The 22,991-nt window shown below is 61.5% G+C and carries 19 protein-coding genes, 1 tRNA gene, 1 other RNA gene and 3 pseudogenes; 8 read left to right on the top strand and 16 right to left on the bottom strand.

What is annotated here, in order from left to right:
• Positions 1-72 precede the first annotated feature (72 nt).
• Entirely contained in the window at positions 73-1,722 is a 1,650-nt protein-coding gene (locus FIU28_RS14540) for an acyl-CoA synthetase (protein WP_143573961.1), read from the top strand.
• Positions 1,723-1,859: 137 nt separating this feature from the next.
• Here FIU28_RS14540 and FIU28_RS14535 read toward each other — a convergent pair whose 3' ends face one another.
• The 7 genes from FIU28_RS14535 to FIU28_RS14505 all read right to left on the bottom strand — a co-directional run bounded on the left by FIU28_RS14535 (position 1,860) and on the right by FIU28_RS14505 (position 9,076).
• On the bottom strand, positions 1,860-2,657 hold the full coding sequence (locus tag FIU28_RS14535) for an MBL fold metallo-hydrolase (RefSeq protein ID WP_143573960.1): 798 nt from the start codon (positions 2,655-2,657) through the stop codon (positions 1,860-1,862).
• Complete coding sequence (locus tag FIU28_RS14530) at positions 2,654-3,445, bottom strand: TatD family hydrolase (RefSeq protein WP_143573959.1); 792 nt, start codon at positions 3,443-3,445, stop codon at positions 2,654-2,656. Before FIU28_RS14530 ends, FIU28_RS14535 begins: the two co-directional genes overlap by 4 nt.
• Before the next feature lie 4 nt (positions 3,446-3,449).
• The gene (gene metG / locus FIU28_RS14525; RefSeq protein ID WP_143573958.1) at positions 3,450-5,012 is read right to left on the bottom strand and encodes a methionine--tRNA ligase; all 1,563 of its coding nucleotides are present in this window, start codon (positions 5,010-5,012) and stop codon (positions 3,450-3,452) included.
• Between the two features lie 55 nt (positions 5,013-5,067).
• Positions 5,068-6,117: a DNA polymerase III subunit delta' gene (locus FIU28_RS14520; protein ID WP_143573957.1), complete on the bottom strand. Its 1,050-nt coding sequence runs from the start codon at positions 6,115-6,117 to the stop codon at positions 5,068-5,070.
• The gene (gene tmk, locus FIU28_RS14515) at positions 6,114-6,791 is read right to left on the bottom strand and encodes a dTMP kinase (protein WP_143573956.1); all 678 of its coding nucleotides are present in this window, start codon (positions 6,789-6,791) and stop codon (positions 6,114-6,116) included. The genes FIU28_RS14520 and tmk overlap by 4 nt, the downstream gene beginning before the upstream one ends.
• A 2-nt stretch (positions 6,792-6,793) precedes the next feature.
• Positions 6,794-8,053 carry a D-alanyl-D-alanine carboxypeptidase family protein gene (locus FIU28_RS14510; protein ID WP_143573955.1) on the bottom strand — a complete coding sequence of 420 codons (1,260 nt, stop codon included), beginning with the start codon at positions 8,051-8,053 and terminating at the stop codon, positions 6,794-6,796.
• A 96-nt stretch (positions 8,054-8,149) separates the two neighbouring features.
• Positions 8,150-9,076, bottom strand: a complete 927-nt coding sequence (locus FIU28_RS14505) for a septal ring lytic transglycosylase RlpA family protein (protein ID WP_143573954.1) — start codon at positions 9,074-9,076, stop codon at positions 8,150-8,152.
• A gap of 235 nt (positions 9,077-9,311) precedes the next feature.
• Between FIU28_RS14505 and FIU28_RS14500 the strand changes: the two genes are divergently transcribed.
• Positions 9,312-9,515, top strand: a complete 204-nt coding sequence (locus tag FIU28_RS14500) for a hypothetical protein (protein ID WP_143573953.1) — start codon at positions 9,312-9,314, stop codon at positions 9,513-9,515.
• Between the two features lie 75 nt (positions 9,516-9,590).
• On the opposite strand, the gene FIU28_RS14495 is transcribed toward FIU28_RS14500, so the two are convergent.
• Together FIU28_RS14495 and ssrA are read right to left on the bottom strand one after the other, a co-directional pair.
• Positions 9,591-9,824, bottom strand: coding sequence for a hypothetical protein (locus FIU28_RS14495; RefSeq protein WP_143573952.1), 234 nt, complete (start codon positions 9,822-9,824; stop codon positions 9,591-9,593).
• Between the two features lie 144 nt (positions 9,825-9,968).
• Positions 9,969-10,320, bottom strand: a transfer-messenger RNA (tmRNA) gene (ssrA, locus tag FIU28_RS14490).
• A 106-nt stretch (positions 10,321-10,426) separates the two neighbouring features.
• Here ssrA and FIU28_RS26455 point away from each other — a divergent pair.
• Both FIU28_RS26455 and FIU28_RS14485 read left to right on the top strand, forming a co-directional pair.
• On the top strand, positions 10,427-10,582 hold the full coding sequence (locus FIU28_RS26455) for a hypothetical protein (protein WP_168202948.1): 156 nt from the start codon (positions 10,427-10,429) through the stop codon (positions 10,580-10,582).
• Between the two features lie 179 nt (positions 10,583-10,761).
• A complete protein-coding gene (locus FIU28_RS14485) occupies positions 10,762-11,202 on the top strand; it encodes a SlyX family protein (RefSeq protein WP_143573951.1) in 441 nt (146 codons plus the stop codon).
• 87 nt (positions 11,203-11,289) lie between these two features.
• Here FIU28_RS14485 and FIU28_RS14480 read toward each other — a convergent pair whose 3' ends face one another.
• Positions 11,290-11,676: a hypothetical protein gene (locus FIU28_RS14480; RefSeq protein ID WP_143573950.1), complete on the bottom strand. Its 387-nt coding sequence runs from the start codon at positions 11,674-11,676 to the stop codon at positions 11,290-11,292.
• A gap of 136 nt (positions 11,677-11,812) precedes the next feature.
• Between FIU28_RS14480 and FIU28_RS14475 the strand changes: the two genes are divergently transcribed.
• Together FIU28_RS14475 and FIU28_RS14470 are read left to right on the top strand one after the other, a co-directional pair.
• Positions 11,813-11,902, top strand: a tRNA-Ser gene (locus tag FIU28_RS14475).
• Positions 11,903-12,590: 688 nt separating this feature from the next.
• On the top strand, positions 12,591-12,977 hold the full coding sequence (locus FIU28_RS14470; RefSeq protein ID WP_143573949.1) for a hypothetical protein: 387 nt from the start codon (positions 12,591-12,593) through the stop codon (positions 12,975-12,977).
• Between the two features lie 909 nt (positions 12,978-13,886).
• Here the strand turns inward: FIU28_RS14470 and FIU28_RS14465 are convergent.
• Both FIU28_RS14465 and FIU28_RS26985 read right to left on the bottom strand, forming a co-directional pair.
• Positions 13,887-14,867, bottom strand: a pseudogene (locus FIU28_RS14465) (IS256 family transposase); the annotation flags it as partial.
• Positions 14,863-15,174 (bottom strand): annotated as a pseudogene (locus FIU28_RS26985) (transposase); the annotation flags it as partial. The pseudogenes FIU28_RS14465 and FIU28_RS26985, both read right to left, overlap by 5 nt.
• A gap of 255 nt (positions 15,175-15,429) precedes the next feature.
• On the opposite strand from FIU28_RS26985, the gene FIU28_RS14455 reads away from it, so the two are divergent.
• Positions 15,430-17,412, top strand: coding sequence for an ice-binding family protein (locus tag FIU28_RS14455; RefSeq protein WP_143573948.1), 1,983 nt, complete (start codon positions 15,430-15,432; stop codon positions 17,410-17,412).
• A gap of 169 nt (positions 17,413-17,581) precedes the next feature.
• Here FIU28_RS14455 and FIU28_RS14450 read toward each other — a convergent pair whose 3' ends face one another.
• The 3 genes from FIU28_RS14450 to FIU28_RS14440 all read right to left on the bottom strand — a co-directional run bounded on the left by FIU28_RS14450 (position 17,582) and on the right by FIU28_RS14440 (position 20,550).
• The gene (locus FIU28_RS14450) at positions 17,582-18,664 is read right to left on the bottom strand and encodes an IS5 family transposase (protein WP_143573947.1); all 1,083 of its coding nucleotides are present in this window, start codon (positions 18,662-18,664) and stop codon (positions 17,582-17,584) included.
• 1,141 nt (positions 18,665-19,805) lie between these two features.
• Entirely contained in the window at positions 19,806-19,994 is a 189-nt protein-coding gene (locus tag FIU28_RS14445; RefSeq protein ID WP_143573946.1) for a GYD domain-containing protein, read from the bottom strand.
• Positions 19,995-20,028: 34 nt separating this feature from the next.
• A complete protein-coding gene (locus tag FIU28_RS14440) occupies positions 20,029-20,550 on the bottom strand; it encodes a hypothetical protein (protein ID WP_246660685.1) in 522 nt (173 codons plus the stop codon).
• Positions 20,551-21,067: 517 nt separating this feature from the next.
• Between FIU28_RS14440 and FIU28_RS14435 the strand changes: the two genes are divergently transcribed.
• Positions 21,068-22,225 carry an OpgC domain-containing protein gene (locus tag FIU28_RS14435; protein WP_143573945.1) on the top strand — a complete coding sequence of 386 codons (1,158 nt, stop codon included), beginning with the start codon at positions 21,068-21,070 and terminating at the stop codon, positions 22,223-22,225.
• Here the strand turns inward: FIU28_RS14435 and FIU28_RS26980 are convergent.
• Positions 22,203-22,487 (bottom strand): annotated as a pseudogene (locus tag FIU28_RS26980) (transposase); the annotation flags it as partial. The gene FIU28_RS14435 and the pseudogene FIU28_RS26980 overlap by 23 nt on opposite strands.
• Positions 22,488-22,991 lie beyond the last annotated feature (504 nt).

Genomic DNA, 22,991 nt, shown 5'->3' with positions numbered 1-22,991 from the left:
TTGAGCTTTCTTGACTCGCTGCCAATCAGATGAATTTATCCGTGTAAGCTACTGCGATTAAAGGAGATTGTTATGGTTGAGTCGCAAGGTGCCTACAGTATCGGCCTTGACCAGAACAAGGCTAACTTCGTCCCGCTGTCGCCGCTGAGCTTTCTGGCGCGCAGCGCGGCGGTCTATCCGGACCACACCAGTACGGTCTATGAGGGCCGCCGCTTCACCTGGGCGCAGACCTATCAGCGCTGCCGGCGGTTTGCTTCGTACCTCGCTGCACGCGGCATCGGCCGCGGCGACACAGTCGCCGCCATGCTGCCGAACCTGCCGGCGATGAACGAAGCCCATTTCGCGGTGCCGATGGCCGGCGCCGTGCTCAACGCGCTGAACATCCGGCTCGACCCCGCCTCGATCGCGTTCCAACTCGACCATGGCGGCGCAAAAATCCTGCTGGTCGATCCGGAGTTCGCCGCCGTTATTACCGACGCGCTGGAACTGATGACGCAGCCGAAGCCTGTCGTGATCGACGTCGATGACGTCGCGTTCGGCCCGTCGGCCGGCATTGGCGAGATCGAATATGAGGACGCCGTAACGTCCGGCGATCCCACCTTCACCAGCCCCTACCCGCTCGACGAATGGGACGCCATTGCGCTGGGTTACACGTCTGGCACCACGGGCAATCCGAAGGGCGTGGTGACGCATCACCGTGGCGCCTATCTCAACGCCGTCTCGAATATCCTCGCCGCTGGCCTCGGCCAGCACCCGGTCTATCTGTGGACGCTGCCGATGTTCCATTGCAACGGCTGGTGCTTCCCGTGGACGCTGGCGGCTACCGCCGGCATCAACGTCTGCCTGCGCAAGGTCGATCCGACCAAAATCTTCGCGCTGATGAAGGAGCATGGCGTCACCCACATGTCCGGCGCGCCGATCGTCTACGCCACGCTGATCAATGCGCCGGATGCGCCGACCTACGCCGGCGGCCGGATGGTGCAGGGCTCGATCGCCGGCGCGCCGCCGCCGATGGCGGTGCTATCGGGCGCCGAGAACATCGGCATCAAGCTGACCCATGTCTACGGCTTGACCGAAGTCTACGGCCCGGCCTCGGTCTGCGCCGAGCAGCCCGGCTGGGACGAGTTGCCTCCCGCCGAGCGCGCCAGGCTGAAGCGCCGGCAGGGCGTGCCCTACCCGCTGCAGGAAGCCGTCACCGTGCTCGATCCCGAAACCATGCGGGAAGTGCCGCGCGACGGCGAGACCATCGGCGAGGTGATGTTCCGCGGCAACATCGTCATGAAGGGCTATCTGAAGAACGAGAAGGCGACCCAGGAGGCGTTCGAAGGCGGCTGGTTCCACACCGGCGACCTCGGTGTGCTCGACGAATTCGGCTACGTCATCATCAAGGACCGCTCCAAGGACATCATCATCTCCGGCGGCGAGAATATCTCGTCGGTCGAGGTCGAGGACGTGCTGTACCGCCATCCCGCGGTGCTGTTCGCCGCCGTGGTGGCGCAGCCCGACGCCAAATGGGGCGAGGTGCCCTGCGCCTTTATCGAGCTGAAGGCGGGGGCGAGTGCGACCGAAGCCGACATCATCGCGTTCTGCCGCGAGCACATGCCGGGCTTCAAGACACCGAAGAAGGTGGTGTTCTCGGCGATTCCGAAGACGTCCACGGGCAAGATTCAGAAGTTCATGCTGCGCGATCAGGCGAAGTCGGCGACGGCGATTTCGGGGTAGAACAGATACATTGTCGTTCCGGGGCGCGAAGGCGCAGCCTGAGCGAACCCGGAACCTCGAGATGGGACGATGAACATGTCGAGGTTCCGGGGTCGCTCGCTGCTGGCGCGCTCGCGCCCCGGAATGACAGTTTGGGGCTACTCGATCACCAGCCGCATTCCGTCATACGCAGGCACCACGCCGTCCGGCAGTTGCTGCTGCAGTTCCTCGTAATCCACATCCGCGGTCATGTTGGTGATCACCGTCCGCTTCGGCTTGAAGCGGGCGACCCACGACAGCGCGTCGGGGATCGAGAAATGGCTGGGGTGCTGGGTGTAGCGCAGCCCGTCGATCACCCAGAGATCGAGGCCCTCGAGCGCCGGCCAACTCTCCTCCGGAATGTCGTGGACGTCGGGCGTGTAGGCGGCGTTGCCGATCCGGTAGCCGAGCGCCGGGATGTTGCCGTGCTGGACCAGGAACGGCGTCAGCGTCAGCGCGCCGCCGGGACCCTCGATGGTGCGGCTCTCGCCGGCCTCGATCGATTTCTGTTCGAGGATCGGAGGGTAGTCGCTGCCCTCCGGCGACGTGAAGCAATAGGAGAACCGCGGCAGGATGTCCCTGGCGGTCGCCTGGTTGAGATGAAACGGAATCCGCCGGCGCTGATGGATGACCACCGAGCGCAAATCGTCGATCCCATGCGTCTGGTCGGCGTGCTCATGGGTCAGGAACACCGCGTCGATGTGATAGACCTGCGCGTCGATCAACTGCTCGCGCAAATCCGGCGAGGTGTCGATCACCACGCGGGTGATGCCGTGTTCGCCCTCTCGCTCCGCCATGATCGAGCAGCGGCGGCGGCGGTTCTTCGGGTTGGTCGGATCGCAGGCACCCCAGCCGAGCGCCGGGCGCGGCACGCCGGCCGACGAGCCGCAGCCGAGAATGGTCAGCGTCACCGTCATGACGCGGCATCCGGCGGCGGCACCTTGCTGAACAGCCGGAAGAAGTTTTCCGTAGTCTGCTTCGATATCTCTTCCAGCGAGACGCCGCGGGTTTCCGCGAGCACCTTCGCGGTCTCGACGACGTAGGCCGGCTCGCAGCGTTTGCCGCGGAATTTGCCGGGCGCCAGATAGGGCGCGTCGGTCTCGACCATGATGCGGTCGGCCGGCAGCTCGGCGGCAAGGTCGCGCAGTTCCTGCGACTTCTTGAAGGTCAGGATGCCGGTAAAGGAGATCGACAGGCCAAGCTCGATCGCCTGCATCGCGAGCTCGCGTCCGCCGGTGTAGCAATGCAGCACCGCGCGGAAGGCGCCCTTCCCCATCTCGTCCTGGAGGATACGGCCGCATTGCTCGTCGGCGACGCGGGTGTGGATCACCAGCGGCAGGCCGGTCGCGCGGGCTGCTGCGATATGCGCGCGAAAGCCGCGCTCCTGCGCTTCGTTGAAATCGGTGCCGTAGAAATTGTCGAGACCCGCTTCTCCGAGTGCAACGACCTTCGGATGCTTGGTCAGCTCGATCAGTTCTTCCGCCGTGATGCCGTCCTCCTCATCCACATGACCGGGGTGCGTGCCGACCGAGCAAAAGACGTTGGGGAAACGCTCGGCGATCGCCAGCAGTCTCGGAAACTGCTTCACCCGTGTCGAGATGGTGACGAGACGGCCGACGCCGGCCGCCTCCGCGCGTGCGACGATGCCGTCAAGTTCGTCGGCAAAGTCCGGGAAGTCGAGATGGCAGTGACTATCGACCAGCATGCGATCAGGCCGCCGGAGTCGGTTCGACGTAGCGCGGAAACACGCCGGTCGGCGTCGGTAGCGTCGCGCCGGACTTCAGCCGCGTCGCCAGCGCCGCGAAGTCGCGCGCGTCCGCGGCCACGCCGAGCACGTCGAGCAGCTTGCCCGCACTGTCCGGTATCGCCGGCTGCGCCAGGATCGCGACCTGCCGCACCACTTCGGCGGTGACGTACAATACGGTGCCCTGCTTCTTCGGATCGGTCTTGGCCAGCGCCCACGGCGCCTCGCCGGCAAAATAGCGGTTGGCTTCCGCGACCACGTTCCACACCGCGTTCAGCGCCTGATGGATCTGCTGCGTCGCCATCGCAGCGCGCGCCAGATCGAGCATGCCGTCGGCCTGCGCCAGGATGGCCTTGTCGTTGTCGCTGAAGTCGCCGGGCTCCGGCAGCACGCCGGCATATTGTTTGGCGATCATCGACAATGATCGCTGCGCCAGATTGCCGAGGTCGTTGGCGAGATCGGCATTGGTGCGGTTTACGATGGCCTCGTGATTGTAGCTGCCGTCCTGGCCGAACGGCACTTCGCGCAGCAGGAAGAAGCGCAGCTGATCGACGCCGTACTGCACAGCCAGATTGAAGGGATCGACGACATTGCCGACCGACTTCGACATCTTCTCGCCCTTGTTGAACAGGAAGCCGTGCGCATAGACGCGCTTCGGCAGCGCGATGCCGGCCGACATCAGGAATGCCGGCCAGTACACCGCGTGGAAGCGGATGATGTCCTTGCCGATGATGTGCGCGTCCGCCGGCCAGTAGCGCCAGTTCGCGTCGCCCTTGTCGGGGAAGCCGACGCCGGTGATGTAGTTGGTCAGCGCATCGACCCAGACATACATCACGTGCTTGTCGTCGCCGGGCACCTTGACGCCCCAGTCGAAGGTGGTGCGCGAGATCGACAGGTCCTTGAGGCCGCCCTTGACGAAGCTCATCACCTCGTTGCGGCGGGTGTCCGGGCCAATAAAGTCCGGCTGCTCCTCATAGAGCTTGAGGAGCTTGTCCTGATAGGACGCGAGCTTGAAGAAGTAGCTCGATTCCTCGACCCATTCGACCGGCGTGCCCTGCGGTCCGCGGCGCACCTTGTCCTCGCCGACTACGGTCTCGTCCTCGGCGTAGTAGGCCTCGTCGCGCACCGAGTACCAGCCGGCGTAAGAGTCGAGATAGATGTCGCCATTGTCCGCCATGCGCTGCCAGATCGCCTGGCTGGAGCGATGGTGCTGTTCCTCCGAGGTGCGGATGAAGCGATCGTAGGAAATGTTGAGGACGCGGTCCATGTCCTTGAACTGCGTGGCGTTGCGCGTCGCCAGCTCCGACGGCGTCAGGCCTTCCTTCACCGCGGTCTGCACCATCTTCTGGCCGTGCTCGTCGGTGCCGGTCAGGAAGAACACATCCTTGCCATCGAGCCGCTGGAAGCGCGCCAGGGCATCGGTCGCGATCGCCTCATAGGCGTGGCCGATATGCGGCACGCCGTTGGGATAGGCAATCGCGGTCGTGATGTAATAGGAGCCGCGGGAATTATTGGTCGCATTCGCCATGACTGCGAAGGCCTTTCATCGCATGTGAAGACAGCACCGGAGCGGCGCGCCGAGATCAGCGCACTGCTTCCGCGAGAAGCCCGAACACCGAGAAAACCAGCGGTTTTCGCTCGAGATTGTAGGATTCGGTCTCGCGCGCGGCACGGTTGATCTTTTCCCATACCTCCGCCAGCCGCGCAAGACGCGGCAGGTTGGCGTTGGCATGGGCGCCGTCGGACCGCATCTGCTCGCCGACCCAGCGATCGACGCTGTCGACGAAGGCCGCCAGGATCGCGCGGTCGCTGCCGCCGAGCGCATCGCCCAGCGCGTGCAGTTCGCGCGGATCGACATGCGGCAGCGTATCGAGCAGGGCAGAAGTGCGCTGGTGCAGTTTCAGTGCGCCGCCGCCAAGCAGGTTGATCGCCCGCGACACCGACCCCTCGGCCGCCTGTGCGGCCTCTTCCAGCAGAGGATCGTGCTGGTCCATCCCGCCGGCCAGCGCGGCGGCATGGACGACGTCGTCGATGGCCAGCGGCCGGAGCGCGAGCTTTCGGCAGCGCGACTGGATGGTCGGCAGCAGCCGCGCGGGCGAACTGGAGAGCAGCAGGAAAAGCGAGCGCTGCGGCGGCTCCTCAAGCACCTTCAAAAGCGCGTTGGCGGCATTGGCGTTCATCTCGTCGACGGTATCGACGATGCACACCCGCCAGCCATCGACCGCCGCGGTCGAGCCGAAGAACGGCACGGTCTTGCGGACCTCGCCGACGGCGACGAAGGTCGGCATCACGCCCTTCTCGTTGACGGTGCGCTCCAGCACCAGCAGCCCGCCATGGGCACCGGACGCGACCTGGCGGGTCACCGGATGCAACGGGTCGATCTCAAGCGTCGTGGCCGCCTGCACCTTGGCAGATAGCGGATCGGAATTTGCGAGCACGAAGCGCGCCATCCGGTAGGCCAGCGTCGCCTTGCCGATGCCCTGCGCGCCGGACATCAGCCAGGCATGCGGAATGCGCCCGCCGCGATAGGCATCCAGCAGCGTCTGCTCGGCGGTGTGATGGCCGAACAGAGCGGTGGTCTCGCGCGGCAGCGGCACGGCCACCTGCGGCTCACTGGTGCGGGCGGCGCTCATGCGGATACGGTCTCGGGTTGGGTAAGCAGCCGCTCGGTCAGCGTCGCCCAGATTTTGCCGGCAACGATGTCGGCGTCGGTATTGGCATCGATCAGCACGCAGCGTTGCGGGGCGTTGACGGCGATCAGTCGAAACGCCTCGCGCAGCTGCTGGTGAAACAGCACGCCCTCGGCCTCGAAGCGATCCGGGGTGCCCTGCCCGCGGCGCGCGGCGGCGCGTTGCATGCCGATCTCGACGGGGACGTCGAGAATGATGGTGAGGTCCGGCTTGAGGCCGCCGATGGTGACGCGCTCCATGGCGTTGAGCAGCGCAGGCGGGACGGAGCCCAACTGGCCCTGATAGGCGCGCGTCGAATCCGAAAAGCGGTCGCACAAAACCCAGACGCCCTGCGCCAGCGCCGGCTCGATCACGGCGTGGACATGGTCGTCGCGCGCGGCGGCAAACAGCAGGGTTTCGGCTTCGGCGCCGAGCAGCTTGCCCATGCCGGACAGCACGACATGGCGGATGATTTCGGCACCGGGCGAACCGCCGGGCTCGCGGGTGACGATGGCGCGAATGCCGGCGGCGTCGAGCCGGTCGGCGAGCAGCCGGATCTGCGTCGACTTGCCGGCGCCTTCACCGCCTTCGAAGGAGATGAAGCGGCCGCGCGAAGCGGCGCATTGGGCATCCATCATCGTCACAGCTTCGCGACGCCGGCGCGGAACAGGCCGACTGCCAATTCGCTGGCGCCGTCGATCGCGCGTTGCGTCAGCGAGCCGGTGCCGACGGCCTCCGCGGCATAGATCGGCGTCTCCACCGCGACATTGGAGCCGCGCATCACGCGAATAATGCCGACCGGTCGGCCGGCCTCGACCGGCGCTCGCACCGGGCCATTATAGACGATGCGCGCGATCAATTTGTCGCTGCCGTTCTTCTGCACCATCACCTTGACCGGCTCCTTGCTGGCGAGCGCCACCGAGCCGGCGTCGCCGCCAAACACCTTGGCGTAGCCGACCGGCTGGTTGGCCGCGAACAGCGCGCGCGCCTCGAAGTTCTTGAACCCCCACTCCAGCAGCTTCTTGGCTTCGGTGACGCGGTCGTCGGGATCGTCCATGCCGTTGATCGCCACGATCAGCCGCATGCCGTTCTGCACCGCGGAGGCGGCCATGCCGTAGCCGCCCTCCTTGGTATAGCCGGTGACCAGCCCGTCGGCGCCTTCCAGCGTCGCAAGCAGCGGATTGCGGTTGGTCTGGCGGATCTTGTTCCAGGTGAATTCGCGCTCGGCGTAGAGCTTGTAGAATTCCGGATAGGTCTGGATCATGTGCCGCGTCAGGCGGCTCATCTCGCGCACCGACATTTTGTTGTCGGGATCCGGCAGGCCGTTGGAATTGACGAAATTCGACTTCGTCAGGCCGAGCTCGCGCGCGCGCGCGGTCATCTTCTCCGCAAAGGCCTTTTCGCTGCCGCTGATGCCTTCGGCCAGGATCATGCCGGAATCATTACCGCTCTGCACGATCATGCCGCGCAGGAGATCGCTGACCGGCACCGCGCTCTTCAGCGCGGCGAACATGGTCGCGCCGCCGGCCGGCGCGCCTCCCTTGCGCCAGGCGTTCTCGCTGACGCGGTATTCGTCGGTCAGCTTGATGTCGCCGCGCGCCACCATGCTGAACACCAGCTCGGCGGTCATCAACTTGGCCATGCTGGAAGGCTGGCGCAGTTCATCGGCGTTCTTCTCGAACAACACGCTGCCGGAACTCGCCTCGATCAAGATCGCGGTCGGCGCGTCGGTGTCGTAGCCGCCGTCTTCCACTGCCTTCCTGGCGCCCTGCACGCTTTGATTCGCAGCATAGGCCGCCCCCGACAACAGCAGACCGGCTGCAAGCAGGCCGGTCAGCAGGAAGCGCCAGCGCGAGAGCGCAGTCGGAAACGGGAAAAGCGCGGTGATGGTCGGTGCCATGAGGTGTCCTGCAGGCCCAACGTCTTACCAGCAACATCCCGGGCAAACAACGCAAGCGGCAGGGTCAATCGACCCTGCTTCGTCACGGTATCGGGATCAATAAAGCCCGCGGCCGGACAGGATATCGCGGGCCTCGTCGGCCGGCGCCCGCTCATTGGCCGGCTCCGGCGCGGCATAGCGGCTGTCGTTCTCGTAAGACACCGCGCGGCGATTCTCGACCATGCGGGGATTGGCGCGGACGCGGCCCGAGGCGGACATTTCCGACGTCGCATTGATCGACGCCACATCGGCCGAGGTGTGACCCAGCGAATACGGCCGTCCCTCGGGCATCGGAACGTCGCCGCGGGCAACGCGACCCGGCGTCGGCATGTCCGGCACGAAGGAGCGCGCGGAGGCGACGCGGACCATCGAGGGCGACGGCGCCGGCTCGCCGGTGCGCAGGGTGGCCACCAGCTGGCGGTCGTCGGAGCCTTCCAGCGGCGCGCGGCCGACATATTCGACGCGCACGCGGGCAATGCCGTGGCCCTTGAATTCCAGCAGGTCGGCGGCGCGGTTGGAGACGTCGATCAGGCGGTTGCCGTGATACGGGCCGCGGTCATTGACGCGCACGATCAGCGACTTGCCATTGCTGATGTTGGTGACGCGCGCATAGGACGGGATCGGCAGCGTCGGATGCGCGGCGGTCAGCGAGGCCATGTCGAACACCTCGCCGTTGGCGGTCAGGCGGCCGTGGAAAGCGTCGCCATACCACGAGGCCATGCCTTCGGCGCGATAATTGACGTCTTCTTCCGGCACATAGGTGCGGCCGGCCACCGTATAGGGCTTGCCGATCCGATAGGTGCCGCCGCCCTTCGGCACGGGTTCCCCAGCCGCAACCACGCGCGGGCTGGTGGAAACGCCATATTTCGGGTCGAGCTTGCTCATCTTGCCTGAGGACGCGCAATTGGCGAGCGCCAGGCAGGCACCGACGGCCGCAGCCGCCCGTGCGGCACGCCTCAGCCGATATGATTCACGAATCCCCATAAGCCCCAATACCATTCCGGCGGCCGGCTGCCCACTCGGGCGTGCGCGATCCGCAAATCTCGATACGACCCCACAACCGCATCAAGTCATGAAGATATCGCGGATCAATCACGGCGGAAATGCGGCTGAGGCAAGTATGGTAAATGAAAGCTGACCGGCCGGACGCCGCCGAATCAAGCTACTCGGTAGTGTCCCGCGGCACGCGCCGTTTGTTTCAATCCCACAGGAGCCAGCGATGAACGAACGGCTGACGACATTGATGAAGGCGCGCGAGCGCATGGTCGAGGACCGCGACGGCTTTGCAAAGGTGCTGGCGGCGCCGTTCGACCGCGACAAGGCCGAGCGCGCCCGCAACCGTTTTATCGAAATCCAGTCGCTGGTGGACGCCATCGACCGCGCGATCGCCGGCGAGCGGATCGCCCCTGCCCTTGCCGGATGATGGTCGGAGTAAAACACCCGCAACGCATGCCGCGCTGGAATGACGAACGGTCGTTCGGTCAGGCCCGGCTAGACTTCAGGCAACATCCGAAAGGCTGAGCGAATGGCGTTGTAGATAGATTTTAAGTTCGCGCTCGACAACCCTGTACTGATGCAGCGTATCCGCGTCGCGCATCCGGCGGGCCAGTCGCCAACCCTCGATATTGCCGCCTTCGATGGCATGCTGCCGCAGATCATAGGCCGCGTTCTGCAAGCAGTACGCGCGACGTCCGATCGGAACGATATTCGCCGATGTTGGCCAGATGGTCATTGCAAGTCCCTCGTTTCACGGAAGCAACGGGCAGCCCCCCGCGAAGGTTGCATGAAACGGTCGAGATAAGTCTCTGGTAGCAAAAAAGGTGCGCTGACACCGTTCGCAGAAACGAAAAAGCCGCGCCAACCCGAAGGTTGACGCGGCCCTGGCCGTTCTGTTGCAAGGTGGACCAACCCCGAACGGTTACGCCGCGAGGCGCACTTCGTTCATGCGAACGTTATCGTTTGCATTTAGGTTTTGACCCGATAACGGCGGTATCATGCCGGGAACAATTCATACCTTCTTTGCGACCATCGATCCTATTTCGCCCCCGCCTGAACAGCACTTACATCCCGCCTTTCGGCCAGAATCGCCTCACCCAAGTGAGACGTGAGCTGCTGAGGTGGAGGCGCCGGGTACTGCCCCCGGGTCTGTCCGCAGTCCGCTATGAGTTTCAGCGCCATCGTCTTTCGACAATTCAGATATAGCGGCGGATCTGGGCAAAAGCTAGATGGCAGCCGAGCGGCTCGCATCTTCCCGCGGGGAATATTCCTTTATGCCGCGCGCATTGCTAGCTTCAGTTACGCCGACACACCGTCAGCGCCTGCAAGGACCGACCGATGTCGCTATCATCCGCCAAGAACTATGCGCTGCGGGCTGCCAAGTCGCAGGACCCGAAGGAAGCCGCAGACCTGCTCTCGAAAGCGATTCTCGAACTGGCAACCTCGATCGAGGCGGCTGAGGCCAAGATCAAGAAGATCAACAAGTCCGGCTAGGCCACACGCCCGCAAGCATGGCCTGGCGCCGTGATTTACCATTGTGGCGGAGCGCTCGGCTAATTATGACAGCAAGAGACGAGTATCTCGAAAAGCGAAGTGAGTAGCCTGTGGCCGACCCCATCGACGTTGGACCCCCGCTCTTGCAACTGGGCGGCGGCAGATCCCGAAAAGGCGTTGTGCTGGCAGTCGTGCTCGTGGTTCTCGGCGCCGCCGCGGTGTTCGGCTGGCTCAGTCTGAGCGACCAGCCCACGGATGGCTCCTCGGCCAAATCCCCCGCCTCGACCGCAAGTGTAGGCGATTCCGTCGCCGCAACGGAGTTCGTGGCGTTTCAGGCCCAGACGGCCGCCTCGCTGCAATCCGCCACGCAATTGCTGGCCAGCCAGCAGGCCGAGCTGAAACGATTGTCCGAGCAACTCGCCGGCCTCACCGCCCGGATCGATACTCTGCAGAGTCAGCTCGCCACGCCGGCGCCTGGCGCGGCCCCGACGGCTGCGTCGTCACCGCCGGCCGCTGCCCCCCGCGCGCCCACCGCGCCGCGCAAGCGCCCGGCTCCGGCTCCGGCCGGCGCCATTTCGGTCGGCGGCGCCCCACTGCCGGGCGCTGCGCCGGCACGCTGACATCGCGGGTCCGTTGCAACGGCGGGCCGGGCCCGTGAAAAGTCTGTCGCGACGCTGGATCTGAAAATGCCGCGTCGCGCGTGGCGGCTATTTGGACGACGTTTTGGCCTTCTTGGTAGCGGCTTTCTTGGCTGTCGCTTTCGGCGCGGCTGACTTGGACGTCTTCTTGGCGGTCTTGCTGACGCTGGGCTCAGCACTGGCTTTGGCAGCCGGGGCTGCGTCGAAAACCTCGGCGCCGCCTGCGGTCGCGATCTCGGCACGCTCGGCAACCGGGGCGGTGGCCTTCGGGGGCGGCTTCAGTGACGCCTTGGCCTTGGCCGGCTTGTCCTCGCCCGCGGCGGCGGTCGGCTCCGGCTTGCGCCTCGGCGCCTCGGTCGGCTTGCTGGTTTCCTGCTTCAGACGCCTCTGTTCGGCTTCGAACTTGGCCTCGCGCATCTGCCGCAGGGCATCGGCACGCGGGGTGGGATTGGCCATGGCGGTCTCCTTTCGTTTGGAATCGTCATGGTCCCTTTAGCACGGCGCGCGTGCCGCTTGTCCGGGCCAAATTCGGCATCCCCCGCAACATCCCCGCTTTCCCTCCGCCCTGCCCTTTGCTAAGCGCATGAACGCTGGAAGGGTGGCCGAGTGGTTTAAGGCAGCGGTCTTGAAAACCGCCGTGCCTGCAAGGGTACCGTGGGTTCGAATCCCACCCCTTCCGCCAGAAATTCCTAATAAACCGTTGATTTTGATCAACAAATAACAAATTATGCGGGCTTGAACCTAGCAATAGCCCTAGCGGGGGGGTCGCCCGCCGGCGCAACCGGCGGGCTTTATGGCAAGGCCGGAACAGGCTGGCGCAGTTACATCAACGTGGTCGCCGCCCAAGCCAGCTTGCTGCTGATCTGCAGCAACCACCGCGCCAGCTTGAGGCGATAGCAGGCACCCATAAGCCGGATCAGGCGCATACCGTCCTCCATCCAATGCTGCGCCGCAGGTTTGCCAACCATACATTCCGGTGGCTCTCCCAAAGTGGGCCGATCGACCGCCACGCAGCATCCGGCAGCTAAGCCATATAATCGAGCTGGGTCCGGCTATCGTCGGTGGTCGAGGTGCAGGCCAACAGGACCGCTCGCAGGGTGAAGGGTGTCGCCGTTTGGCGGTGGACTGCTATTGCAACTCCGGGCAGCACGTTGACCGGGACAAAGCCGGCAGCGCACTCGATGACGGCGGCAACGTCGAGGTGGCGAGGGTCTGCCATCACAGCACCTCGCCGGAGTTGTCATAATAGCCGCCAACCTGCTCGGCCAATCCGTCCAGACGATCAACATTTCCGTCATTAGTCGCTTTGCAACGCTTTGTTAACCATCGCAATTCAACTTTGCCCAACCGGAAAATTCGGGACACGAGGGATGGCGATGAACTTAAAATTGATGAACGTTGCTGCGGTCGCAGGCTTGCTTCTCATGCCCGCAAAAGCCAATGCGGACGATCGTGCTGGTGCAGCTATCGCAGGCGCGGTTATTGGTGCGATCGTGGCTTCGTCCATACCCGTCGAGCAACGAGGGCCTGCTCGTGAATACATCTACCGGGATCGTGAGCGTCCTCGTTCATACGAATATTATGGCGACCTCACGCCGGGGCAGCGTTTCGGCTATGGACCGCATGGGTCGCGCGAGTTGCCCCGTGAGTACGGCGTCGAAGGATATCACTACGATGTCGTCAACCGGAGAGCCGTTGTCTTTCAGCCGCACACCCGCCGCATCATTCATGTCTATGACGTAAACGACGAAGATTAATCCCTGCCGGTCAGGCCCGGGCGCGTTCTCCCGAGCGCGTTCGGGTCGCGGGCGGACTAGCCGGCTTGTCGAGATCGGGCTGAAGGCAAAGGGAAATGAACAAGAACGAGCGCCGCGACATGAAGTGGATCATCGCCGCCTTTGTGGACGTTATTGTCCCCGTCGCAATCTCATCGATGATTGTCCGCTAAATCCCCCCTCCATCGGGCCGCTTTTGCGCATACGCTTGCGTCTTCGGGCGCCACGGAGCAATCTGCCGAGAGTCGGCGAGATTGACCCCCAGTCCCCTTGCCGGTTAGGCCCGGGGGCCGGTAACGCCCGGGCCGCACAACCTTGAGGTTTACCGGATGCGCCTTTAGAGGTTCCCGAAGCGATCCGCCGACTCGTCAACGTAGCGCTCGAGCGATCAGCAACAAAAAGGCACGGGAGAAAACGATGCAACACAGCGCTTACGTCAACGGAGCCGATATTCATGTCGGCACCGTTATTTCAATCGCAGGAAAAATTATAAGTTCAGGCGACGATCTGGCACTGGAATTTCCGAGCAATGATCGAGCGCCCGGCACAGTAATTTCTGCTTCGCCCAATGAACTTGAAGTTCACATTAGCAATGAGACATGGCGGCTCCGGCCACACGCACCCTCTGACTCAGAACCGCACTCTAATATGACTAGTGTCGATGCGTCGTTTTGGACCGTACAGGTCAAGCTGTGATTACTGGCCGATCTGCTGCCTCGTCGAGATCGGGCTGAATGCAAAGACTAAATGAGCATTGTTTGGATTGCCATGTTGCTGGCCAGCTACTTAAGTTGAACCATTGAAAAGGCAGGTCATGCGAAAAAGGGGTCCAGTCCGGAAAGTGGTTGGAATTTGGTTGGCGCGTTCTCCGAGTAACATGAAGGTATCGTTTCAGGCGGCGAGGTCAATCGTCTGATCGACGGGTTTTGTAGCAAGGGTCTGCCAGCCATCGACCTTGCGCATGCTGATCTGTCCAGAGGCAAGCAACGCCCAGAACATGATCGCGGCAGTGTCGGCCGATGGCAGCACGGTTTGGGTTTTGATCCGCCGCTTGAACTCCTCGTGCAATCGCTCGATCGCATTGGTTATGCGGATGCTGCGCCATTGGCTCGGTGGCAGGCGCGCAAGCGTAAACAAACGATCGCCCGCTTCCTCCAGGCTGTCGGCAATGGCGCGAAGCTTCAACCGCCATTTGCGGATGAAGGCCTTGCGGCGAGCCGCGATTTCCTCCGGCGTCGCCGCATAGATCATGTCGTTGTAGTCAGAGGTGATCTCCTCATGAAGGCGCTCCGGGGCATGCGCCAGCAGGTTTCTGTGCTTGTGGACCGTGCAGCGTTGCACTGGCACGCCGTCACAGACGGCGGCAATCGCCTTGTCGAGCCCCGGCGCCCCATCGACGATCAGGAGTTCGGGACGCCTGAGCCCACGCTTGACGAGATCGCCGAGCACCGTGCGCCAGGCCTCGGCGCTCTCGCCGCCCATGCTCTTGATCGCGAGCAGCACCTTCTGGCCGTCGGCGCGCACGCCAAGCACCACCAGCAGGGAGATCGAGGTCGCCTTGCGGTCGAGCCGGACGCGAACGACGGTGCCGTCGAGGATCAGCCGCACGATCGGTTCCTCGGCCAGCGAGCGGCTGTTCCAGGCATCCCGGTCGCTCTTCACCTTGCGCCAGGTTCGGCTCACGACGTCCTTGCCGACCTTGCCGCCGAACAGCGCCGCCAGCGCGCGACGCACCCGGCGGGTATTGGTGCCGGCCAGATACGTGCTGGCGATCAGCGCATCGGCGGCAAGCGTGCGCCGTTGATAGGCTCGCAGCGCCTGGCTCTTCCATTCCGTCGTCTTGCCCTCGGCCGTCGTCAGCCGGGCATGCGGCGGTGCGGTGCGCTTTCAGATGCGTCGCATCGATCATTAGGCGGGCTGGCTTGCCAGCCTTGCGAGCTAATTCAGCGAAGATCTTGTTGAAGACGCCGAGACGGCTCCAGCGCACAAACCGATTATAGATCGTCTTATGGGGGCCATACTCATGCGGCGCATCGCGCCAGCGAAGTCCGTTTCTGATGACGAAGACGATCCCGCTGATCACCCGCCGGTCATCAACCCTCGCAATTCCATGCGACAACGGAAAATAAGGTTCGATACGGCGCATCTGCGCCGCGGTCAGCAGAAACAAATCAGTCATGGCGATGCCTCCCAGCATCACCAGTGAATCAACCAATCTGTCCGTCGGCAAGAAAATTAATGGGTCCTGAGCCTAGACGGTTCAGTCTGCAGTTCGCGGAACAAAAGACGCGTCTGGTTGAAAATAAAGAGAAGTATTGCATCATCTAGTATGTTATTTAATTTTATACGGTACGTTAGTGGGAGCGGCACCTGCTGATGAATACTGCAGTTCAAAGGGTATTGCGTCATTTCTGATCCAACCGAATTAAGGCAAATGGAACTAGCCAACGAAAAGCCCAGCCGAATCCCCGGTCTGATCGCGGCCGCTATGCTGGCCGCGGCTATGCCGACTGCTGCGGATGCGCAGGTCCCGAATCTCGGCACCGCCGCCAATTTCGCGGTTTTGGCTGGCTCAACCGTCACCAATACTGGTACCACCATCGTGACCGGCAACGTCGGCGTGAGCCCGGGTAGCGCAATTACCGGTTTTCCGCCCGGCGTCGTGCTGCCGCCGGGATCGACGTTCATTGGCGATGCCGTGGCAATGCAGGCCCAGATCGATCTGACCGCCGGCTACAATACAATCGCCGCCCGGTCGACCACCGCCGACCTGACCGGCACCAACCTCGGCGGCCTGACGCTGACGCCGGGGGTCTACAATTTTACTACCGCCGCGTTCCTGACCGGCACGCTGACATTGAACGCTCTCGGCAATCCGAATGCAGTCTTCATTTTCAACGTAGGTACCACGTTGACCACCGCCTCTGCTTCGACGGTGCGTGTGATCGGCGGCGGCACCGGAGACAATGTCTATTGGCGCGTCGGCACGTCCGCGACGCTGGGCACGACCACGACGTTCGTCGGTGACATTCTGGCGCTCGCCAGCATCACCCTGAACACTGGGGCGATCATCTCCTGCGGTAGCACGCTGGCCCGCAACGGCGCTGTGACGCTCGACACCAATACCATTGCGACCCGAAACCTGACGGCAGCCTGTACCCCGTCGGCGCTGCTGCCGAGCACCGTTCCGGCGAACACTGCCGCAACGACCGCGGCCATCAATTCGGCCTTCGCCACCGCCATCGCGAATAATAACGGCATCCTGCCCGACACTTTCGCACGGGCCTTCCTCAACCTCTCGAGCTTGTCCCCGGCGCAGTTGCTGCTGGCGTTGCAGCAGCTGAACGGCGAAGTCGGCACCGGCGTTGCGCAATCCGGCTTCCAGTCGATGAACTCGTTCCTGTCGCTGGTGCTCAGCCCGAATCCGGGCGACACGCTGTCGGGCGACCGCAGCGGCATCGGCCCGAGCCGTCCGGGGCTGATCGTCAAGGCACCCTATCCGGTGAAGGTCACCGCGGCGATGGCAGCATTCAACGCGGCGCGGCGTGCCGACTTCGATCCGGACCGCTGGGGCATCTGGGGCGCCGCCTATGGCGGCCAGACCCGCATCGGCGGCGACACCACCGCCGGGTTGCATAACCTCGACGTGCGCAGCTACGGCTTTGCCGGAGGCCTCGACTACCGGCTGTTTGCCAACACTACCGTGGGCTTCGCGCTCGGCGGCGGCGCCACCAGTTTCGGTCTGTCGGACAACATGGGCGGCGGCCGCAGCGACATGTTGCAGGCGGCGATCTACAGCTCGACCCGGTTCAACGCAGCCTATGTATCGATGGCGCTGGCCTATGCGTGGCACGACGTCACCACCGACCAGTATCTCAGCGTCGCCAATTCGGATCGTTTGACGGCCAACTTCAAGGCTAACAATATCGGCGGCCGTATCGAAGGCGGCTATCGCTTCGGCATTCCCGCGGTCTACATGGTGCCGGCGTTCGGCATCACGCCCTATGCCGCTTTGCAGGGCCAGGCCTACTTCACGCCGGCCTACAGCGAGAACGCCAGCTCGATTTTCGCGCGCAGCTACGATGCGCGAACCTCGACGGTCTATCGTACCGAACTCGGTGCCTGGTTCGATACCAGCCAGGCATTCTATAACGACTCTATCCTGACGCTTCGCAGCCGTGCGGCCTGGGCGCATGACGAATACTCCGACCCAAGCATCAGTGCCAGTTTCATAGCACTGCCCGGCTACCGCTTCGTCACCTATGGAGTCGCGCCGGCGCGTGACCTGCTGCTGGCTTCGGTCGGCGCCGAGGTCCGCTTCCGCAATAGGATCTCGGTGGGCGCGCAGTTTGACGGCGAATTCGCCGACCGCACCACCAAATACAGCGGCAGGGCCGTGGTGCGCTATAGCTGGTGAGGAGGGGTTCACATGGTGCCCCGCGTCCATCCGACTGAACCGCGCCGGGTTCCACTAGCAGTCCGCTGAAAAACCCAAAATCCGACTATTTTCTTGCCAGCGGACAGGCGCGATGGTGGTGTAGTTAGCTGATCGGGCGTCGCGCGTCGTCGCCTGGACGGCGTGGAGGCTATGCGGCGAGCAGTTTTGGAATGCGGATCAGGTTGTAGGCGATTAGGTTGAGCATGAAGTCGGCGGCGACAGCGCCGATGCCGCGATGTTTGGTCTTGCGCATCGTGCCGTGTTGCTTGCCCCATCCGAAGATGCATTCGATCATCGCGCGCCGTGTCTGCGACATACCATAGCCCTCGTGGCGGGTGGTTCGCTCGTCGATCGCGCTGCGACGGCTGCGGCCGGTCTTGCCGATTGTATTGTTCTGCGTCACATGCGGCGTCACCTCGATGGCGCGCAGATTGGCGACATGATCGGCGGTGTCATAGGCCTTGTCCGCGCCGGCGGTGATGCGCCGGCCGGCCTGTTTGGCCTTGGCCTTGAGCATCTTCTCCGCGGCGCGACGCTCGGCGGTGCCGCTGGCATGCGTCACCATCCCGGCGACCGCCAGACCATTGCGGTTCTCCATGGTGGCATGGCCCATGTAGCAGAGCCTGGCCTCGCGGCCGGTGGCCTTGCGGTAGAGCCGGCTGTCGGGATCGCTGGTGGAGGCATGGGTGTCGTTCTTGCGGGTCTGGCCATGGAAGTTGGTGCCGTCGTCGCCGTCACTGCCGTCCTTGGGGCGGAAGCTCTTGTGGGAAGCCCAGGCTTCGATCAGCGTGCCGTCCACCGAGAAATGCTCGTCCGACAACAGCGCCTTGACCTCGGCGAGGTTCAGAAGCCTGGTCATGAACTTCGTGAACACGTCGCCGTTCTGCAGTCGCTCGCGGTTCTTCGTGAAGGTGGTCGGGTTCCAGACCCGGTCGTCCGGCGACAGCCCCACGAACCAGCGATACAATAGATTGTAGTCCAGTTGCTCCATCAGTTGGCGTTCCGAGCGGATGCCATAGAACACCTGCAGCAGCAGCGCGCTGAGCAATTGCTCAGGCGGGATCGACGGACGACCTTCCTTCGCATAGAGGCTGGAAAAGCTGCGGCTCATCTCGCCCAGCACATCACGGACTAGCGCCCGGACTTTCCTCAGCGGATGGTTCTGGGGCACCCGCGCATCCGGCGAGATATATAAAAACAGCCCGCCTTGATCCTCGAATGTCCCGCGCATGCCGACCTCCACCGATTCTCGACCAAATTGAATCAGGAAATGAACGCCGCCGCGAGGGATTTTTCAGCAAACTGCTAGGGATTTTCGCCGAATGAAAATACCGTCGACGGCGTCGACACGTCTGGATCCGGCCTTGGCGTCAACGAATTGACCAATAGGTCACCTCGGTCCGCGTCTGCGACCGATTGGCTCTGCGAGATCAAGACATCCACTTGTCGCAACTTCGCGACGATCGTGTCATCTCCCTGCGTCTTTATCGTCTGGCTCCGTTGCGGCTTGACTTGGGCAGCTCAAAAAATGGCTTCACGACTGTCCCGGTGAAGTTTCGCGCGCCAGCGGCATCTGGCGAACGACATGCGCAGTCACGATCCGATATCGCCGGCGGTGGTCAACCGGCTGCGGGACGCCCTGCTCGGCTGATCAGCTATCCGCCTGCGAAATGCGATGGAAGTCTGCTGGGCCTGGGCCAATGCACTAAACGCTGGCCGTCATCCTCGATCCAACCAGCCCTATCCAGCCAAACTAGGCCCATGGCTAGTTGTCTCAGGTCGTTTCGCTCAGGACCGATGGGCAATCGTCGTGCTCGACAGAGAGCATCAGCGGCCTGTTCATAAAGACGCGAGTGGCATTTCTGTTGTTGATCCATGGTGACCCCCGAAACCGTTACAGCAGGGACGGAACTAACAAAATCACGATACTCCGAGCGGTCTGAGCGTCAAGGCCAGATATATGGAGCATACTTCGTGGGCTTCCATTCCTGATCGGGCCCAATGGCCAATACTTGCCATGGAATGTTTGCCCCGAACTCACGTACCGGCGCGTCTTCCAGTGATATGCGGGACATGCGCTATCGCCAAATCTTGGCGACTGCCGAGCCGGTCAGGCGGCAGTTGCGGGGTGACGGTCCATCGATTTAGCGCTAGCTTGAAAGGAGGCGCAGAACCGCGCTTACCTTCGATCAGAATGTGGGTATGTGAGTGATATAAGTCGCTGTCTTTTATCGGGCGGGCTTATATCTTTTTATGGAGGCCTCCGAATTCTTCAGGGCTGACACGAGTTCCGCCCCACTCATTAATGCGGTGGTGTGGCTGGACTTTATTGCGCCACCCGCCGCGATCGCTACGGCGATGGCGGCCATGCTCTATACATTGGGTACGTCAGCAATTAAAATAAGGTCATAGCCGCCTAAGCGATACCAACCACCAATCATCCGTCCTCCGACAGCCTCATTCGCCTGCCGCCCAACGGATTCAACTCGGTTCTGCGGATTATTCAGTTGAGCTGCCCATGATTCTCCTGTGTACGAAGCCTGATACATATAGAGCGGCATCGTATTACTCCTCCTGCCGAATCTATCCCGACTTTTACCGGAAAAAGAGTGCGGAATTCGCTGATTTTGCTGCTCGGGCTAGCTTTACTCGAGCGATGATGCCGGCGGCGGTTTGCATTGTGGCACCCACTCCCCAACTCAAATAAATAATGTCAGCTGTACTGGCATTTACGGTTTCGCCTAACACGATACTGGAGACCGACACCACAGCCGCCGCCGAGGTCAAGAAGGTGCCGGTAGCAGTTAGCAACTCCACCATATCTGCATTGGTGCCTAGGCCATGCACTTGCGGCAGGCGGCTGCGGTAATCAGCGGGAGGCTGAGGCAGATCTATGCCGAGATAGAATCCGGCGGCTCCAAGAATGACAGTGGCAAGTACGGCTTCACCCGAGCCAATTTGCTCAATGAAGCGACTTACTTCGGCGACGAACAGCGCACAGGCAGCTCCAACTAAAGCAAGGCCGGACCGTTCGATGACGTGCGCCAATTTACTGAGAGTTGAGCGAGTGTGCCATGACTTACTGCGCCTGATGATCATCTTATCATCTCCGGCCATCACAAGTTCCAGCGATTAACTAAGCGTACGTCCAGTCAATAACAAGCCAGTGGCACTGACCTAAATTGAACCGGTCCGCGTTCAATCTTGATTTTAAAAAAAAAGTTGTGCTGTCCGCGCAACTCGCCGCGACAAAGCCCGGCGCGGCCGCCGTGTTGCTGGACCGATGGCGCAGGGGTATTCCTTGCGGCGCTGGGCCTGCGATGCCTACGGCCTCGGCTTTCTGACGGATGGACGGCTTCTTTCTTGGCATACCTGCTGGTTAATTGAACGAAAATGCACTTCGGGCATTGTTCATTAAAAACCGCTTGCAAAGTTGACCTCCACAAAATGTGGGTTAGTCGTTCAATGCTGAATGAACGTCTCTTGCTCGTTATCGCAGTAATTAAAGCAACTAGAAGAGCAGAACGTCAGGGTCCCTAAACGGCCCCCGAAAGTATGAGGAAATCAGCGGACTGCTTTGCTTCAGTTCATGATCGGGTCACAATACAACTCCCCGAAAGTCGGATGAAATCCGATGACAATCAAGGCAACTATTCCACCTGAACGTCGCGACCTCCGCCTCGACCTATTTCGTGGTGCTGCTAACTGGGCAATTTTTATAAATCACATGCCAAACAATGTTGCGATCTGGCTCACAACTAGAAATTACGGTTTCAGTGACGCCGCTGAACTATTCGTTTTTACTGCTGGATATGCAGCTACCATCGTCTTTTCAAAACTTATGATCACGAAAGGTTTTGCTCTTGCTGCCGCCCAATTGCTCAAGCGCGCCCTACAGTTATACGTTGCTCATGCAGCATTGTTGATCTTCTATATAACCATCGTCTATTTGGTGGCGAAAACCTCCGGCCACCTACAATTGCTCCAAGAATACAACGTCGCTGGTTTTTACGATGATCCGGTAATTAGGCTGACACAGGGCTTACTACTGAATTTTAAACCCCGTAATCTCGACATTCTTCCGCTTTACGTTGTCCTGCTAGCGGCGTGTCCGCCGGTCCTCTGGTCAGTGCTCCGATGGCCGAACTTTACTATTTCAGCGTCATTCACGCTCTATTTAATAGCTCGAGGATGCAATTGGAACCTTCCTGGTTATCCGTCGGGAGTGTGGTATTTCAATCCTTTCACTTGGCAATTTTTATTCTTTCTAGGAGCTTGGTGCACGCTCCGGGGGGCTCGAATGTTGCGTTGCATCCTTCACTCGAAGACAACTTTAATCATATGTTTAGCGTATCTGATATTCGGATGCATGGTAACAACAGCAAGCTATTCCGAATTTTGGCGCTCATATTTTCCTGAGTGGTTTTTGGTCGCATTTAGTGGAAATGATAAAACAAATCTTGATCCGCATCGGATATTACATTTTTGCATCATAGCCATTCTTGTAGTCCGTTTTATCCCATTTGAATGGCCCGGCCTGCGATCGCGTATTCTCCGACCATTAATCGTGTGCGGTCAACACTCTCTTGAGGTATTCTGCGTCGGCATAGTTATGTCATTTATCGGCTATATGTTGCTGGTAACGACCTCGCGAACTCTGTTGACGCAAATGGTGATAACTATTGCTGGAATCGCAGCGCTTACGGGGGTCGGCTACTACAAGCAGTGGTCCCGGCTGAAGGGCGGGCCAAGTACATCTCGTCGATCTACAGTCCCTCGCGGATCTTCGTGAAGCTGGTCAGATTCCAGAACCGGTCATCCGACGACAGCCCGCGAACCAGCGCTACAACAGATTGTAGTCGAGTTGCTCCATCGGTTGGCGTTCCGAGCGGATGCCAAAGAATACCTGCAGCAGCGACGCGCTGAGCAATTGCTCCAGTGAGACCGAGGGACGTCCTTTGCATAGAGGCTGCTAAAGCTTCGGCTCACCTCTCCCAACACACCACATCACGGACCAACGCCCGAATTTCTCTCAGCGGATGGTTCTGCGGCACCCGTGCAGCCGGACGCCGTCGCGCGTACGCACTAAACGGCCAACGCCCCCGTTACTTCCCCACTTCTGTAACGCTTTTCCGGCGATTATTACGCCGCTGTAATGTTGGCGAACGGACACGCAAAAGCGCTCCGATGGGGGTGGGATTTAACGGACAACCATAAAAGAGATTGCGACGGAGACAATCACCAGCACAAAGGCGGCGATGATCCACTTCATGTCGCGGCGCTCGTTATTGTTCATTTCTCTTTCGCTTTCAGCCCCAAGTCGATTAGCCGTCGAACGGCTTCTGATCGGTTGACACCATGGTGTTTTGCCCAAGCCTCAATCGCTGAGATTGTTTCAGGGGGCGCGCGGGTGGTCAGCAACGGATCTTTACCCGTGGCCGGCCTACCTCGTTTTTTAGGTCCAACCTTTATTGACTTTTTCATAAAAGAGGTTTTACCTTAAATACGAGCCGAGGGGAAGCTGGACACTTCCGCCGCGGCTCTAACCCAGCGCATGA

The sequence above is a fragment of the Tardiphaga sp. vice154 genome (genome assembly GCF_007018645.1).
In the GTDB taxonomy this organism is placed as follows: Bacteria; Pseudomonadota; Alphaproteobacteria; order Rhizobiales; family Xanthobacteraceae; genus Tardiphaga.
Note: the sequence above shows the minus strand (reverse complement) of the source record. Positions and strands in the feature narration are given on the sequence as shown.

Coding starts and splice junctions, on each gene's coding strand:
- FIU28_RS14445 (WP_143573946.1), bottom strand. CDS start 19,994: ATGCCGCTCTATATGTATCAGGCTTCGTACACAGGAGAATCATGGGCA.
- FIU28_RS14435 (WP_143573945.1), top strand. CDS start 21,068: ATGACAATCAAGGCAACTATTCCACCTGAACGTCGCGACCTCCGCCTC.
- FIU28_RS14450 (WP_143573947.1), bottom strand. CDS start 18,664: ATGCGCGGGACATTCGAGGATCAAGGCGGGCTGTTTTTATATATCTCG.
- FIU28_RS14510 (WP_143573955.1), bottom strand. CDS start 8,053: ATGGCACCGACCATCACCGCGCTTTTCCCGTTTCCGACTGCGCTCTCG.
- FIU28_RS14495 (WP_143573952.1), bottom strand. CDS start 9,824: ATGACCATCTGGCCAACATCGGCGAATATCGTTCCGATCGGACGTCGC.
- FIU28_RS14500 (WP_143573953.1), top strand. CDS start 9,312: ATGAACGAACGGCTGACGACATTGATGAAGGCGCGCGAGCGCATGGTC.
- FIU28_RS14520 (WP_143573957.1), bottom strand. CDS start 6,117: ATGAGCGCCGCCCGCACCAGTGAGCCGCAGGTGGCCGTGCCGCTGCCG.
- metG (WP_143573958.1), bottom strand. CDS start 5,012: ATGGCGAATGCGACCAATAATTCCCGCGGCTCCTATTACATCACGACC.
- FIU28_RS14470 (WP_143573949.1), top strand. CDS start 12,591: ATGGCGATGAACTTAAAATTGATGAACGTTGCTGCGGTCGCAGGCTTG.
- tmk (WP_143573956.1), bottom strand. CDS start 6,791: ATGATGGATGCCCAATGCGCCGCTTCGCGCGGCCGCTTCATCTCCTTC.
- FIU28_RS14440 (WP_246660685.1), bottom strand. CDS start 20,550: ATGGCCGGAGATGATAAGATGATCATCAGGCGCAGTAAGTCATGGCAC.
- FIU28_RS14535 (WP_143573960.1), bottom strand. CDS start 2,657: ATGACGGTGACGCTGACCATTCTCGGCTGCGGCTCGTCGGCCGGCGTG.
- FIU28_RS14455 (WP_143573948.1), top strand. CDS start 15,430: ATGGAACTAGCCAACGAAAAGCCCAGCCGAATCCCCGGTCTGATCGCG.
- FIU28_RS26455 (WP_168202948.1), top strand. CDS start 10,427: ATGTCGCTATCATCCGCCAAGAACTATGCGCTGCGGGCTGCCAAGTCG.
- FIU28_RS14505 (WP_143573954.1), bottom strand. CDS start 9,076: ATGGGGATTCGTGAATCATATCGGCTGAGGCGTGCCGCACGGGCGGCT.
- FIU28_RS14540 (WP_143573961.1), top strand. CDS start 73: ATGGTTGAGTCGCAAGGTGCCTACAGTATCGGCCTTGACCAGAACAAG.
- FIU28_RS14530 (WP_143573959.1), bottom strand. CDS start 3,445: ATGCTGGTCGATAGTCACTGCCATCTCGACTTCCCGGACTTTGCCGAC.
- FIU28_RS14480 (WP_143573950.1), bottom strand. CDS start 11,676: ATGGCCAATCCCACCCCGCGTGCCGATGCCCTGCGGCAGATGCGCGAG.